The sequence below is a fragment of the Citrobacter sp. 50677481 genome (genome assembly GCF_001463265.1).
Taxonomy (GTDB): Bacteria; Pseudomonadota; Gammaproteobacteria; order Enterobacterales; family Enterobacteriaceae; genus Citrobacter_A; species Citrobacter_A sedlakii.
The window spans coordinates 93,446-108,842 of the sequence record NZ_LNHZ01000036.1 but is presented as its reverse complement, the minus strand read 5'-3'; the positions used below and the strand labels follow the sequence as shown (position 1 = coordinate 108,842).

Here is a 15,397-nt window from a genome sequence, read left to right as displayed (position 1 = left end):
AAAACGGGGCACTAAATGAGTGCATGACCGGAGTGGCGCTAGCAGTCTGCTTATTTAGCGTAAATATTGCTGTTAAAACAATCTTTCGTTAACGATTGTGTGAGGTGATTATTACAATAAATTTACTTTATTGCGGCAGGGAGGCCGGGCGATGCACTATAAAAGTGCAAAACCCCCGCCGAAGCGAGGGTTGTAGAGGTCTTACTTATGACGCGATTATTCGATGTTAGATTCGATAAACCACAGGAATTTGTCGAGATCGCGTGACGCGGCGGTGAAGATATCAGCGGTGTCTTCATCCTTCGCTTCGCCAATCGCTTTACGCACGTCGTTTGCCACGACAGCATAACGATCTGCCAGCTCCTTCAGGTGATCCTGAACGGTATGGATGTCCAGCGGATAGCTTTTCAGCGGGGTTTTGCTGTTGATAACCTGAGTCGTCCCTAAGGCAACGCCACCCAGTTGTACGGCACGTTCGGCCATAGTATCCAGATGATCGGTTAACGCAGTACGGAAGCCATCCAGCATTTCGTGTACGGCAATAAAATTAGCACCGCGCATGTTCCAGTGAGCCTGTTTCGTAATCAGAGACAGGTCGATAAACTGGATAACCTGACGATTCAGCAACTCAACCGTTGCTTTCTTATCGCTGTCGGAGACATCGTTGCGGGTATAAAGCAGATTGGACGCTTTTGTTTTTACCAATTTAGCGGTACTCATAATTTCATATCCTCTTGATGTTATGTCCCGGTAATTAACGAAACTAAGTATAGCACCGGTTATCGATCCTGCTTTTCTGGCTCTCCCTATCGCTTTAATAGCGCATTGCCATGTTCATCAGGAATTGCATTGCTATTCATAATGTTGCAAATGAAAAATTATTCCGTAACGCCATAGCGATATTAACCTGAGTCCAGGAAAATCCTTGCAAATAAACATCGGTAAAACACATAGCGCCAGGGCGGAAAATAGCGTGGGTAAGCGGAAGGATATTCTGCATGATTATGCAAACCATGCAGAAATGTAAAATTACTTTACGTCAACTTTTTTAATTTCAGTATCGCGTCGAATCGTTAACGTTGAACCCATAGAGGCGGCAATGATAGCCCCCAGCGCCAGCAACTGGATGACGGTCAGCGTTTCGCCGAGGAACACGATGCCGGCTACCGCCGCCAGCGCGGGCTCCATGCTCATCAACGTGCCAAACGTTCGTGTCGGCAGTCGGGTTAAGGCGATCATCTCCAGGGAGTAGGGGAGCGCAGTAGACAGCACCGCGACGGCCAGTCCCAGTGGGATTATCGACCAGTGCCAGAGCGCCTCGCCAGCCTGTGCTGCGCCGAGAGGAACAAACACAATGGCGGCAATCAGCGAGCCGACTGCGACCGTTGCCGGCCCATGTTCCGCCCCGGCGCGCTGGCCGCTAAGAATATAGATAGCCCAGCAGGCGCCCGCGCCCAGCGCCAACGCTGCGCCTGCCAGGTCGACATGCGACACATCCTGACCCAGCGGCAGCAAAAACCACAGCCCGAGTACCGCCAGCACCACCCAGATGAAATCCACCGGACGTCGAGACGCGAACAGCGCCACGGCCAGCGGCCCCGTAAATTCCAGCGCAACCGCGATGCCGAGCGGCACCGTCTGAATCGACAGGTAAAAAAGATAATTCATCCCACCCAACGACAGTCCATAGAAAAGCAGCGGCAGCCGCTGTTCTTTCGCAAAGCGCAGACGCCAGGGTTTAAAAAAGGCAACCAGAATAAGTGTGCCCAGCGCCAGGCGCAGCGCGGTAACGCCCGGCGCGCCAACCAGAGGGAACAACGATTTTGCCAATGATGCGCCGCTCTGAATGGAGCACATCGCAATCAGCAGTACGACTATCGGCAACCAAACTGGGATTTTACGTGAAGACCCTGGCATCCTTTCTCCTGACACTGGACGGTAAAACACGCCATCGTTGAGCCTGGCAAAGAACCAGCCGCACGATGGGGCGCGTGATGTATAGAAAAGTAAAACAGGCAGTGTAATGGAATAAACCTTTAACGGTTGAGTCTTTGTTGAAAAATTTTTCGTGAAACGTCGTAGAATGAAAGGGTATTGATGAATTAATAAACTTTATGATTAGGAATAATCTGGATGAATGTCCGTTGTTATGCGCGTAATAATGTGCTGTATTTCCAGAAAAGTGATGTTATTTGAATAGGATAGCGGGTTGTGGAAATGTTTTGTTACATGAATTGACCCGTTAGACATCGTGAATCGCAAAGAGTTTCTCATCAATTTTTGATATATTTAAAACTTAGGACTTATTTGAAGCACATTTGAGGTGGTTATGAAAAAAATTGCATGTCTTTCAGCACTGGCCGCTGTTCTGGCTTTCACTGCAGGTACCGCTTCTGCAGCAACTTCTACTGTTACCGGCGGTTACGCACAGAGCGATGCTCAGGGCGTAGCGAACAAAATGAACGGTTTCAACCTGAAGTATCGTTATGAGCAGGACAACAACCCGCTGGGCGTAATCGGTTCCTTCACTTACTCTGAAAAAGATCGTACTAACAGTGCGGGCGATTACAACAAATCCCAGTACTACAGCATCACCGCGGGTCCGGCTTACCGTCTGAACGACTGGGCAAGCATCTACGGTGTTGTGGGTGTTGGCTACGGTAAATTCCAGCAGACTAACTACCCTGGCTACAAAGATGACACCAGCGACTACGGCTTCACCTACGGTGCTGGCCTGCAGTTCAACCCGATCGAAAACGTAGCTCTGGACTTCTCCTACGAGCAGAGCCGTATTCGTAGCGTTGACGTTGGCACCTGGATCGCCGGCGTTGGTTACCGCTTCTAATCACTTCGGTGATATAAAAAATCCGCCTTTCGGGGCGGATTTTTTTTGCCTGTGCCGGTTACTTCGTCGAGAAAATGTCCGTCCCCAGATGGTTATAATCCACTTTCTGTAACTTGAAGTTGGTAATGTACACTGGCCCGGCCTTTTGCTCGGAGATAAAACGGTAGCGGGTTTTGATCTCCTTCGCGCGAATCCCCGTCCACTGGGAGAAGAAAGCGAGAAAGTCGTTAGCCGAGCGCCGCGCTTTAATCACCTTATGCGCTTTGTCATCGCTGGAAAGCACCATAAACGGCACCTGGAAGTTTTGCTGGAACGCGTCATCGTGCGCCAGATACTGCACCTCTTTTCCGCGTTCCTTAAAGGCCAGTCCGTGATCGGAGAAATACACCAGCGAGAAACTGTCGCCGCTGTTGCGCAGTTGATCGTAGAGTTGACGAAGCAGGTCGTCGGTCTGCGTCATGGTATAAAGGTAGCAGGAGGTCTCTTTCGACTGTACAAACGTTGCGTATTTGCCAAGTGTCCGGTCGCAGGCCTGCGGATGTGAGCCCATTAAATGCAGCACAATAAGCTGCGGCTGGGTGCGCTCGGTCGCCAGTACCTGAGCGGTCATTTTCAGCAGGGCGGTGTCCTGAGTGTTTTTATCCGCTTCGAAGTCGCCGCTTTTCAGGAACTGAACTTCGTCTGCCCGCCTGGCGATGCTGGCGATGGCGGTGTCGTACTCCCCGATTTGCCCCTGATTTGAGAACCACCAGGTCTGAAAGCCCGCGCGGTTCGCCAGCGTGACAAAGTTATCCTGGAACTGCGGTTTGTCCTCCACCACCCGATTAAGCGTAAGGCCCAGTGATTTTTGCGTGGAGCCGCTGGCGGCGACATAGTCGGTAAACAAATACCCGTTAACGCTGCTGGCAAACGGTGTGTTATCCCAATGTCCACCAAACGCGCCAAGCGCATCGCGACGGGCGCTTTCGCCTATCACCACCACGTAGGTGTGATATTTCGGCTTCACGGCGGTGACGGTCCATGTATCTTTCATGCTGGCAAGTTTCGCCATGCGCGCCTGTTCGTCAATCACCTCGTTATTGTTTACGATAACGTCTTTTGCAAAGCGGAACACCGGATAACCGGTATCTTTGAGCTTAAATACCCCGCCCCAGGCCAGGTTTTGCAGTGGCGCGACAAAAAATGCAACTACGCTGAAGAGCAGGCAGAGGCTGTCAAACGTGTTCCAGCGCGCCTGCACTTCCTCTTTTTTGCGACGAACGGCAATAACGCCGAGCGCAAAAATAAACACGCCAACCAGATAGCTGTACCACGGGAAGATGGTCAGTATTTCCGTTGACTCTTCCATATTGGTGGAATGCAGCGCCAGCAGTGTATTAAAGTTCGGCGCGCCGTAAGCCTGGCCAAAAGGGAAATACATCGCCGCCACCAGCGAGCAGAGGCCAATCAGTCCTTTTTGTACACGCGGCGCGGTACGCCACAGCAGAAGCAAAATGCAGGTAAAGGCCGTGGTATAGAGCAGACTAAACGGGTAGCCCAGCGCCAGGTTGATCAGCAGAGACTGTAATAAATAAAAGGCCGTCCACGGGCTCATTGCCCGGGTGCGCGTCAAAAGCGTCTCTTTGAGGGTTACATTCATATGCCACTATCTTAAAAACGCCATGTGCTCACCCTGGCGCCAAGGGTCATCGCCTGCTGAGCGTGCGTTAAGAGGGGAAGAGGTCCGCATCTGCGAGCCGCAATATAGGCAGGGCTGCAAGAAGATAGAGCCTGTGAAACAGAAGGTCAACTGGCAGTATGAAATTGTTTTGCGAAGACGTTAGCAAATCCGACAAAAAGAAGGGATATTCTGGCTGGCAGGTGAGTATAGCCGTCGAACATGACAGCAAGATGAAGCGGCGTACCGCGACGCCGCATTATTTTTTTGACGGGGTGTCCTGTTCCGGTTTGCTGCTAATCATATCGCACAGCATCGAGAGCAGCATTAACCGAACCTTAAAGGGAGAATGGCTGAACACGCTTAAGCACCTCTTGAACTCATTCATTGTGACCTCCTGACTGACCGATCCCCTCGATCCGTGAAGGGTGTCTGCATTACATACAGATATAGCACAGGCTATATTATATAGCTATTGCTAAAACGTTAATTTTTTGTGCCGGGGCAACTCTGGTTTACAATGAGCGTTCTCCAGAACGATGCGGTCAATGCGTCACAGGAATGAGGAAGCAGAATGAGTCGTCGCGCAGGTACGCCAACAACGAAAAAAGTGACGCAGTTAGTGAACGTTGAGGAACACGTCGAAGGGTTTCGCCAGGTCAGAGAGGCTCACCGTCGCGAACTGATTGACGACTATGTGGAGCTAATCTCCGATCTGATCATTGAGGTCGGCGAAGCGCGTCAGGTCGATATGGCGGCGCGTCTTGGGGTTTCCCAGCCTACGGTGGCGAAAATGCTGAAACGCCTGGCGTCGGTAGGTCTGATCGAAATGATCCCCTGGCGCGGCGTCTTTTTAACGCCGGAAGGGGAAAAGCTGGCGCAGGAAAGCCGCGAACGGCATCAAATCGTTGAAAACTTCCTGCTGGTGCTGGGGGTGAGTCCGGAGATTGCCCGGCGTGACGCGGAGGGGATGGAGCACCACGTCAGTCAGGAGACGCTGGACGCTTTTCGCGCGTTTACGCAGCAGCATGGAACAGCCTCTGAATGAACCTGCCTTTTTTTCGGGCACTGAAACGCGACCGTTTTTTCCATCTCTTGCTCGTTGTGGGCGTGGGATTAAGTTTTTACGTGCCCTTCAGGCCGCAAAGCTGGGTCGCAGCGATTGACTGGCATACGATCGTTACCCTGAGCGGGCTGATGCTGCTTACAAAAGGCGTAGAGCTGAGCGGCTATTTCGATGTAGCAGGGCGGAAAATGACCCGACGGCTGGCGACAGAGCGCCGTCTGGCGATATTTATGGTGCTGGCCGCCGCGCTGCTTTCCACGTTTCTCACTAACGATGTCGCCTTGTTTATCGTTGTTCCGCTGACCATCACCCTTAAAAAGCTGTGCGCCATTCCGGTAAACCGACTGATTATCTTTGAAGCGCTGGCAGTCAACGCCGGTTCGCTGCTTACGCCTGTCGGCAACCCGCAAAACATCCTGATGTGGGGACGCAGCGGGCTTTCATTCGCCGCGTTTATCCTGCAGATGGCCCCGCTTGCCGCGGCGATGATGCTGACGTTGTTGGTACTATGCTGGTTCTGCTTTCCGAACAGACCGCTGGAATTTCACAGCGGAACGCGGTCGCCAGAATGGCAGCCGCGGCTGGTGTGGAGTTGTCTGGCGCTGTATCTCGTCTTTCTGACGGCGTTAGAGCTGAAACAGGCGCCTGTAGGGCTGGCGATTGTGGCGGTGGGTTTTTTGCTGCTGGCGCGTCGCGTGGTGCTGAGCGTGGACTGGACGCTGCTGTTGGTGTTTATGGCGATGTTCATAGACGTTCATTTACTGACGCAGTTACCCCTGTTACAGGGAGCGTTAAATCATGTCAGCACGCTCTCTGAACCGGGACTGTGGCTGACGGCGATCGGCCTGTCGCAGGTTATCAGTAATGTGCCCGGCACCATCCTGCTGCTGAATTATGTGCCGCCGACGATGTTGCTGGCGTGGGCGGTGAACGTGGGCGGGTTTGGCCTGTTGCCTGGCTCGCTGGCGAATTTGATTGCCTTACGGATGGCGAATGACCGACGCATCTGGTGGCGCTTTCATCTTTATTCGCTGCCGATGCTGGTGTGGGCGGGACTGGTAGGATACGGGCTGTTGTTGGTGTTGTGATGGCCCGATGGCGCGGTGCTTATCGGGCCGACGATCTGACTCAGCAGGATGGGTAGGGCGCAAGCCGCTACCCAACGCTGGTCACTGATTAGTTCAGACGAACCGGCATACCGGAGCGGTTTTCAATGGCCTGGGAGAGAACCGCCTGGTCAACGTCAGCCTGTTCGGTGATGCTCTTCACGCCCTTCGTCAGGGTGATCGGTACGATCTCTTCGCCTTCGAACTGCGCTTCGGTGGTAGACAGCGGATTATGTACCTCGATATAGCGGCTACCGTCTGGCTCGGTGGTGGCCTTGACCGGCTCATCGATAAACTGTACGCGGGTACCGACAGGCACGTTTTCGAACAGGAATTTAATGTCCTCGTTACGCAGACGTACGCAACCGTGGCTCACGCGCAGGCCGATGCCGAAGTTAGCGTTGGTGCCGTGGATCGCATACAGGCGGCCAATGTATAGCGCGTAAAGACCCATCGGGTTATCCGGGCCAGCCGGTACGACAGCCGGCAGCGGTTCGCCCGCCGCGCGGTACTCGGCGTGCATTTTCGCGGTTGGCGTCCAGGTCGGGCCCGCTTTCTTACGTTCAACCTTCGTGGTCCAGTTGATCGGCGTATCTTTGCCTAACTGACCGATACCGATAGGCAGTACGATCACGGTATTGGTGCCTTTCGGATAGTAATACAGGCGCATTTCCGCGCTGTTAATGACGATGCCTTCATGCACGGTGTCCGGCAGGATCAACTGTTGCGGAATATTCAGCACCGTACCGCCTTTTGGCAGGAAGGTGTCCACGCCCGGGTTTGCTTCGAGCATGTTTGAAAGCCCCATCTGGTATTCAGCCGCAAAATATTCCAGCGGCTGGGTATTACCTTCCGGGATGGTGATAACCTGGTTTTGACCAATCAGACGGCTACCATCGGTTGGCAGCGGATAAGTCACGGCAGAAGCGGTACTGCAAAAGCCGACTACAGCGAGTGCCGCCGCGAAAAACGTTGTTAATTTCATATTCATGTTATGCGAGATTCAATGCCTGGCAGGCTGTTGGGTTGAGAATTCTGTAGTGTTGGGAGCGCATTATATGTGCATTCCCGCTAACAGGGAATTCGGATGTGTACGAAATCACATTTTTTTCCCCCGGTTTAACGCGTCGCCGTTTACCGCAGGGCGGGATCTTATTGAAGACTTGTGGCATAATGCGCGGTTTGTCACATCTTCTTTAGGATACGTCCGTGTTAGTTTCCAGTAACGTCACCATGCAGTTCGGCAGTAAGCCGCTGTTCGAAAACATTTCCGTCAAGTTTGGCGGCGGCAACCGTTACGGCCTGATTGGCGCCAACGGTAGCGGTAAATCCACCTTTATGAAGATCCTCGGCGGCGATCTTGAGCCGACGCTCGGCAACGTGTCTCTCGATCCCAACGAGCGGATCGGTAAACTGCGCCAGGATCAGTTTGCCTTTGAAGAATTCACGGTGCTTGATACCGTGATCATGGGTCACGGCGAGCTGTGGGAAGTGAAGCAGGAGCGCGATCGCATTTACGCGCTGCCTGAAATGAGCGAAGAAGACGGCTACAAGGTGGCCGATCTGGAAGTGAAGTATGGCGAGATGGACGGCTATTCCGCGGAAGCGCGCGCCGGTGAACTGCTGCTCGGCGTGGGTATCCCCGTAGAACAGCACTACGGCCCGATGAGCGAAGTCGCGCCAGGCTGGAAGCTGCGCGTGCTGCTGGCGCAGGCGCTGTTCTCCGATCCGGATATTCTGCTGCTCGACGAACCGACCAACAACCTGGATATCGATACCATTCGCTGGCTGGAACAGGTGCTCAACGACCGCGACAGCACCATGATCATCATTTCGCATGACCGTCACTTCCTGAATATGGTCTGCACTCACATGGCGGATCTGGACTACGGCGAACTGCGCGTGTATCCCGGCAACTACGATGAATATATGACTGCCGCGACCCAGGCGCGTGAACGCCTGCTCGCCGATAATGCCAAGAAAAAAGCGCAAATTGCCGAGCTGCAGTCTTTTGTCAGCCGCTTTAGCGCTAACGCGTCAAAATCACGTCAGGCCACGTCCCGCGCCCGTCAGATTGATAAAATCAAACTCGACGAAGTCAAAGCGTCAAGCCGTCAGAACCCGTTCATCCGCTTCGAGCAGGACAAGAAACTGTTCCGTAACGCGCTGGAAGTGGAAGCCCTCAGCAAAGGGTTTGACAACGGTCCGCTGTTTAAAGGCGTTAACCTGCTGCTGGAAGTGGGCGAGAAGTTGGCGGTGCTCGGCACCAACGGCGTCGGTAAATCCACCCTGCTGAAAACGCTGGTCGGCGATCTGGAAGCGGACAACGGCACCGTGAAATGGTCTGAAAATGCGCGCATAGGGTATTACGCGCAGGATCACGAATATGAATTCGAAAACGATCTGACGGTGTTCGAATGGATGAGCCAGTGGAAACAGGAAGGCGACGATGAGCAGGCGGTGCGCAGCATTCTGGGGCGTCTGCTGTTCAGCCAGGACGATATCAAAAAGCCGGCAAAAGTGCTCTCCGGTGGCGAGAAGGGGCGGATGCTGTTTGGTAAGTTGATGATGCAGAAGCCTAATATTCTGATCATGGACGAACCGACGAACCACCTGGATATGGAGTCTATCGAGTCGCTCAATATGGCGCTGGAGATGTATCAGGGTACCCTGATCTTTGTTTCCCACGACCGCGAATTCGTTAGCTCGCTGGCGACCCGCGTGCTGGAAATTACGCCGGAACGCGTCATCGACTTTAGCGGAAGTTATGAAGACTACCTTCGCAGCAAAGGTATCGAATAGTTTTTCCGTCGTCTTTCACACGACAGGCGCAGCGAATGCGCCTGTCGCGCGAAATACAGAGAAATAAATCATTAATCCCTGCTGTGGTGTTAATCTGAAAGCGTGTCACAAGTGATGAAATGTGGCCGACATTCCGGCTAAGATGCTTCCCGTTTATTTTAACAAGGACAGGGAAGAAAGAATGAATCAGCCAGTAACGGTCTCTTTAGCTACGCTTAAAACACAGTTATTAAACCTGAATGCCAACAACGACAAGCCGTTTATTCTTCAGGAAGAGGGCAATGAAATCGTTGCCACATGGAATATTGTGGATGCCAAATGGCAGGAAATTTTAGGCAAAGCAGGTCTGAAGAAACAGTACGAGCTACGGCTGTTTTTCGATGAACGCAAAAAACAGGTTCGCTATCGCGAGACATCCACCGACGTGGAATGGAATGCTAATGCTGGCGGTTTTACGTTTGGCAAGTCAGCGCATCTCGGTAAGCGACTGGAATTCTCTACGGGTAATGCCTGGGGCGTCAAAGAAGATGGCAGCGTGGGCAAAATTTATGGTTATACATTTGTCTCAACAGAAATAATGGATCCCGTCTTCGACATCGTCCGTAATGCCGGTTGGCAGGTACAGGGCATTCTGGCAGACAAGAAAAAAAGAAAATATGTTGTCGCAGGCGTCATTGGCGCAATATTGCTCGCCGTCGTGGGTATCGCTTCAATCCTCTTCGTTTCGTTGGGCGGAGTAAAAGAGGCTGCCCGTGCGGAAATCGATCTGCTGCGCAATGAGCAATATGGTGAAGCCTGGCGGGCGAGCGCCCATGCTATTCAGCGGAAAATGACGGAAGAGGAATTTATTCAGGCGACGAAAGCCATTAACTTCTCTGAAATTGACGATTATTCATTTAATAGCATTAGCGTTGCCGACAATGTCGGAACCTTGTCGGGCAAAGTCACGTTCAGGAATGGTGCGCCGGGGGTGATTACCGTCACTATGTACAAAGAAAACGAACAGTGGAAACTGGCCGGGGTTTCCGTCAATTAAAAGCGTTCCGGTTTTCTTTCTGCGGGAAGAAAACCGGAATGATTGAGGGTAAGTATTAAACCATTCCCAACGCCCGTTTGCCGTGAATATTCAAATCATTCAGCGTAAAGCGGCCTTCCCAGTTCATTTCATAATCTTCACGTGGGAAATCTCCCGGGGATGCGCCTTTCTCCAGGGCGGCTCTTACCGTGTGCGCGTACGCCAGATTCTTTTCGCACATGGGCGCGGCGGGAATATACATCACGTTTCCCCAGCCCTGCTGGTTTTCGACCGGGGCGACAGCGTGGATTACGTCGCAATGCCACCAGACGGAGTCCCCGGCTTCGAGTTGAGGAATACTGGTCAGCGCCTCCATCAACAGCGGATGCCACTGTTCTGAGACGGGCAGTACCCTGCCGGGCGCCACGCCGCACAGTTCATCGTCTGGTACATCGTCCAGCAGCGGACGCAGCAGGAGATATGCCATCGCTTCAGGAATGGGGACCACATGCAGTAAACCTTGACCAGGAAGCATATCGGACAACGCTGTCCAGCCCTGGAAAGTGCGGAAGACCGAGCATTTTGTGGTGTTATCGACGGTATATTCTTCCACGTCGGTACGGTATGCCGCATCCCACGGATCGTATTTCGCCAGATTACCGTTAAACACGTTGGCGAAGACGCGCTGATAGGCCGGGAGCAGCCAGCGTTCCAGTGCGCCGGAATCGGTATGCGCGCCAAGCCCTTTCGACGTGGTTCCCGGTGGTCGACGACGAATGCGGTCCGGATAAATCACGCTGACGTCCGGGTCAAACCACTGCTTACCGTCACGGGCAAATGTCCACAGCCGGTTAAGGAAAGACTGAACGTTTGCCATCTCTTCACTTTGTCGGGCCTGCATTTGCGCCTGAGACCAGTAGATCGGAAAGATCTCCGGGCGGGAGGCGGACAGCGTCCCGAAGAAGTTATCCCCCGGACCTTTATACACGTCATCAAAGTGATTGCGGTCGAGGTAGTTGAGCATGGACTGATCCCAGTCAAGCGCCTGCTGACGAGGGAAATGGCCTTTAATTACCGCGCAACCGCGCCGTTTGATGAGTTCGCGCTGCTCTGCCGTGATCTTGCCCGCGTTGAGGTCCGCATATGTCAACTCAGGCCAGACTGCTGCTCCCCGCGCTTTAAGGTCATTGATCTCGGCTACCCGGGTAGCGAGGGCATTATTCAATTGATTAAAGAGTCGTTGTACATCACCCAACTGCGCGCGCAGTTCTTTTTTCATCTGGCGGATCGCCGCTTTGTGATCGACAGGTAACGTCTCGCTTGTAAATGTAAAGGCCATAACTACCTCGCATAACTTTCATTCGAAACTTATTTAAATTACAAATGACACTATAAGTTATAAATAGGTTAATGCAAGTTTAAAAAATTGAATGCTTAGGGTGACGCTGGAGAACCGGAGCGCAGGGCTCCGGCATGTGGGATCAGGCGTTGAAAGGGGAGGTATTGTCCAGAACGGCCTGAATGACGTTTAGCGCGCCCTGATGGTTATTGTCATCGGTGCGGTAGCGGGAGAGGGCTTTGATGCTGTCGGCGGCATTGGCCATGGCAAAGGAATAGCCCGCCATTTTGAGCATTTCGGCATCGTTACCGCTGTCGCCTATCGCCACCACGTTTTTTGGCGACAGCGCCCAGCGTTTCAGCAGGCGGGAGATACCATTGGCTTTATGCAAACCCGGAATAATTAAATCAATAAAGCCAAAACCGCTGGTCACTGGCTTCATTATGCCGTCAAGCGAGGTATGTAACGCATCCATCACCAGAGGGATCTGCTCGTCCGCCAGGTTCAGCGAAAACTTGAACAGCACGTCGTCAATGTCGTGATAGTCCTTAACTGGCTTCAGGCGATGGTAATGTTTTGACATTAAAGCGACAAACTCTTCGGGGGCGTTTTCACTTACATAAGCGCTTTGCAGACCGCAGGCCACAAAGTTAAGTTGCTTATCTTTCAGCAGTTCGCCGATCACAATGCGTGATTCGTGACGGGTCAGTTCGCCATGAAAAAGCTGCTTGCCATGCTCAAACACCAGCGCGCCGTTTTCGGCCACGAAACTGATTTCATCCTTGAGTTCAGGAAAGAAAGAGATGAGCTGGTAATACTGATTGCCGCTGGCGACGACAAACTCAATATTACGTTTTTTGAGTTCCTGATACTGGGCCATAAAGCGGGTACGATCGTACTTTTTGGCGTCATCAAGAAACGTACCGTCCATATCGGTGACGATAACGTTGACTGTCATATAAGTGCTCCTGGCTCAAAACTGCGACCAGAAACATTTTAATAACAATGTGACCGAAACCACAAATTTATTTCGAATGAAAGCAACAGGCCGGAGAAGCGCAAGCCGCTCCGGCGACAGGGGGATAAGGCCGGACGGCAACGCTTAGGCGTTTTCTCCGGCCAGAAGCGCATTACAACATATGCTCGGTACGGGCGATGATATCGTCCTGCGCATCCGGTGAGAGGGCGGTAAAGAAGGCGGAATAGCCAGCCACTCGCACCACCAGATCGCGATACTGATCCGGATGTTTCTTCGCCTCCAGCAGCGTTTCACGGGAGACAATGTTGTACTGAATATGCCAGCCCTTGTGATCCTCAAAGAAGGTACGCAGCAGGATCATCAGCTTCTGCTTGTCGGATTCATTCTCCAGCGTGGCTGGATTCAGCTTCTGGTTCAGCAATACGCCGCCAAGAATCGAACCGGTCGGCAGCTTACCGACGGAGCCAATCACCGCGGTTGGCCCAAGGTGGTCGGTACCGGAGGCCGGGCTTGCCCCTTCCGCCAGCGGCGTATGGGCTTTTCGGCCATCCGGAGTTGCCATCGTCGCCGCGCCAAACGGCACATTTGCGGAAATAGATGACGTCCCTGCGTAATAGTTACCGCCAACCGGGCCGCGTCCATAGCGTGGGTTATGGTATTGCTTCAGTTCGTCGATATAGGTCTGATAGGCGCGTGCCAGCAGGGTATCGACGGAATCATCATCGTTACCGTATTTCGGCGCGCCGTTGATTAAACGCTGGCGCAGTTGCTCGTGGGTCAGGCCGTCAAAATCCGCCGCCAGCGCGGCCGCCAACTGTTGCTGACCAATAGCGCCTTGTTCAAACACCAGTTTTTTCACCGCCGCCAGGCTGTTGCCGAGGTTGGCAATGCCCACCTGTAAACCGGACACCCAGTCATACTTCGCGCCGCCCTGCTTGATGCTTTTCGCGCGTTCGATACAGTCATCCACCAGCGCTGAACAGAGGATATCGTGCACATTCTCCTCCAGCATTGTGTCGACAACGTACTCAATTTCGATCGATTTACGCGTGTAGTAACGAATCTGGGTATCCCAGGCCGCCATCACGTCGTCGAAATCCGTGAAGTTACCGGCAGAGAGCGCTTTTTCCTGCGGCAGGAACACCTTGCCGCTGGTGGCGTCGCGGCCGCCTTCCAGCGCCGCCAGCATGACGCGGGCAAAATTGATGAAGCTCATTCCGGTGCAGCGATAGCCCCATTTGCCGCCAACGGCGGTTTCGATGCAGCCAATCGCCGCGTAATCGTAGGCGTCCTGCGGTTCAATACCGAGCTTAATGAATTCGGGAATGACAATTTCATCATTGTTAAAGGCGGGCATCCCGAATCCGCAGCGGATCACCTGCACGCAGGCATCGAGGAAGTCGTTGCTCATACCGGCGTGATAACGCACGCTCAGATTCGGCTGGGTAGAGCGCAGACGACCGCAGGATTCCAGAATGGCATAAGAGAGCGGGTTCACCGCATCCATCGGCTGGCCGTTAACCAGATTCTGACCGCCAATGGTCACGTTCTGGTACAGCGGGCTGCCCGCCGAGGCTTTAGAGTGCGAGCCGGAGCGGATCTTGTTCACCTCCAGCAGCTTGAGCCAGCAGCTGTGCAGCAGCTCGATGGCATGCTCGCGATCCAGGCTCTGGTCCAGCTCCACGTCGCGGCGGTAATACGGATAAAGGTACTGATCCATACGGCCAAACGAGACGGAGTGACCGTTAGACTCAATTTGCAGAATCAGTTGAATGAAGTAGCACAGCTGGAGCGCCTGCCAGAACGTTTGCGGCGGCTGATGGGCGATGACGTCGCAGTTCTCCGCCATCGTCAGTAGCTCCGTGCGGCGGCTCTCGCGGGTTTCTTCACTGGCCATTTTACGCGCCAGCTCAGCGAAACGCGCGATATGATCGCTGACGGCAACCAGCACGATATCAATGGCTTTCAGGAACTGTTCGCCGTGCAGATCGTCAAGGACGGTGAGGTTAATGCGTGAACGACGTTCCGCCACTTTGCCACGCAGACCGTCGAGCCCTTTTTCCAGTAGCAGCGGGAAATTCACCGCCAGATGCGCGTCGCCGGAGGTCATATTGCCTTCGGCTTTGATGATGCCGGTTTCCAGCAGCGCTTTTTGTTCATCGGTAAACATCCCGTAGCAGCGATCCTGTACGGTCTGGCCTCGCCACCACGGGCAGACTTCATGCAGCACGCGCTTATTCTCTTCGCTGACTGCGAAGCCCGCGCCCGGTCTGTCCGCCAGGTCGTCAATTTCTTTTTCAATCCACGAGACGGTATATTCCGGGAAGATCGGCGCGGCGCGCACTTCGCTCGCCTGGTTGCCGATGATCAGCTCGTCGTGCTTGATCCAGATGGTGCGTTCCGCCAGGTGGTGCGCCAGCGCCAGCGCGCGGCGTACCGGAATCGGTTTGTCGAGATGCTGTTTGTACATTTCGGTATAGTGCTGTGCGCGTTCGGTACATACCGGCGGTTTAACGATATGCACCAGCGCGGTTTTGTGCGCTTTAATGCGTTCGCTGAGCGTGTCCAGTTTCAGTTGCGTCATAGGG

Annotated in this window: 13 protein-coding genes; 5 read left to right on the top strand and 8 right to left on the bottom strand. The window is 53.4% G+C overall.

The features are described from left to right. Window positions 1-216: 216 nt before the first annotated feature. Together dps and rhtA are read right to left on the bottom strand one after the other, a co-directional pair. The gene (gene dps / locus APU02_RS09350; protein WP_042285046.1) at window positions 217-720 is read right to left on the bottom strand and encodes a DNA starvation/stationary phase protection protein Dps; all 504 of its coding nucleotides are present in this window, start codon (window positions 718-720) and stop codon (window positions 217-219) included. 309 nt (window positions 721-1,029) lie between these two features. Further along, window positions 1,030-1,917, bottom strand: a complete 888-nt coding sequence (rhtA, locus tag APU02_RS09345) for a threonine/homoserine exporter RhtA (RefSeq protein WP_060569905.1) — start codon at window positions 1,915-1,917, stop codon at window positions 1,030-1,032. Window positions 1,918-2,329: 412 nt separating this feature from the next. On the opposite strand from rhtA, the gene ompX reads away from it, so the two are divergent. Further along, window positions 2,330-2,845 (top strand): outer membrane protein OmpX, encoded by a 516-nt coding sequence (gene ompX / locus APU02_RS09340; protein WP_042285041.1) that lies wholly within the window; start codon window positions 2,330-2,332, stop codon window positions 2,843-2,845. A 58-nt stretch (window positions 2,846-2,903) separates the two neighbouring features. Here the strand turns inward: ompX and APU02_RS09335 are convergent, their stop codons facing one another. Both APU02_RS09335 and mntS read right to left on the bottom strand, forming a co-directional pair. Further along, window positions 2,904-4,484: a phosphoethanolamine transferase gene (locus APU02_RS09335; RefSeq protein ID WP_060569904.1), complete on the bottom strand. Its 1,581-nt coding sequence runs from the start codon at window positions 4,482-4,484 to the stop codon at window positions 2,904-2,906. A gap of 277 nt (window positions 4,485-4,761) precedes the next feature. Then, window positions 4,762-4,890 carry a manganase accumulation protein MntS gene (gene mntS, locus APU02_RS25055; protein ID WP_072014953.1) on the bottom strand — a complete coding sequence of 43 codons (129 nt, stop codon included), beginning with the start codon at window positions 4,888-4,890 and terminating at the stop codon, window positions 4,762-4,764. Between the two features lie 186 nt (window positions 4,891-5,076). Between mntS and mntR the strand changes: the two genes are divergently transcribed. Both mntR and APU02_RS09320 read left to right on the top strand, forming a co-directional pair. Next, entirely contained in the window at window positions 5,077-5,550 is a 474-nt protein-coding gene (gene mntR, locus APU02_RS09325; RefSeq protein WP_042285036.1) for a manganese-binding transcriptional regulator MntR, read from the top strand. Beyond that, window positions 5,547-6,656, top strand: a complete 1,110-nt coding sequence (locus tag APU02_RS09320; protein ID WP_060569902.1) for an anion transporter — start codon at window positions 5,547-5,549, stop codon at window positions 6,654-6,656. The genes mntR and APU02_RS09320 overlap by 4 nt, the downstream gene beginning before the upstream one ends. An 88-nt stretch (window positions 6,657-6,744) precedes the next feature. On the opposite strand, the gene ldtB is transcribed toward APU02_RS09320, so the two are convergent. Beyond that, window positions 6,745-7,665 carry a L,D-transpeptidase gene (gene ldtB / locus APU02_RS09315; RefSeq protein WP_042285033.1) on the bottom strand — a complete coding sequence of 307 codons (921 nt, stop codon included), beginning with the start codon at window positions 7,663-7,665 and terminating at the stop codon, window positions 6,745-6,747. A 218-nt stretch (window positions 7,666-7,883) separates the two neighbouring features. Here ldtB and APU02_RS09310 point away from each other — a divergent pair, with 218 nt between their 5' ends. Further along, entirely contained in the window at window positions 7,884-9,476 is a 1,593-nt protein-coding gene (locus tag APU02_RS09310; RefSeq protein ID WP_042285031.1) for an ABC-F family ATPase, read from the top strand. Window positions 9,477-9,597: 121 nt separating this feature from the next. Next, entirely contained in the window at window positions 9,598-10,512 is a 915-nt protein-coding gene (locus APU02_RS09305) for a DUF4019 domain-containing protein (RefSeq protein WP_239692860.1), read from the top strand. 55 nt (window positions 10,513-10,567) lie between these two features. Here the strand turns inward: APU02_RS09305 and APU02_RS09300 are convergent, their stop codons facing one another. The 3 genes from APU02_RS09300 to APU02_RS09290 form a co-directional block, all read right to left on the bottom strand. Next, window positions 10,568-11,830: a DUF1479 domain-containing protein gene (locus tag APU02_RS09300; protein ID WP_060569900.1), complete on the bottom strand. Its 1,263-nt coding sequence runs from the start codon at window positions 11,828-11,830 to the stop codon at window positions 10,568-10,570. A 142-nt stretch (window positions 11,831-11,972) separates the two neighbouring features. Beyond that, on the bottom strand, window positions 11,973-12,788 hold the full coding sequence (locus tag APU02_RS09295) for a Cof-type HAD-IIB family hydrolase (protein WP_060569899.1): 816 nt from the start codon (window positions 12,786-12,788) through the stop codon (window positions 11,973-11,975). Between the two features lie 172 nt (window positions 12,789-12,960). Further along, window positions 12,961-15,393, bottom strand: a complete 2,433-nt coding sequence (locus APU02_RS09290; protein WP_060569898.1) for a formate C-acetyltransferase/glycerol dehydratase family glycyl radical enzyme — start codon at window positions 15,391-15,393, stop codon at window positions 12,961-12,963. Window positions 15,394-15,397 lie beyond the last annotated feature (4 nt).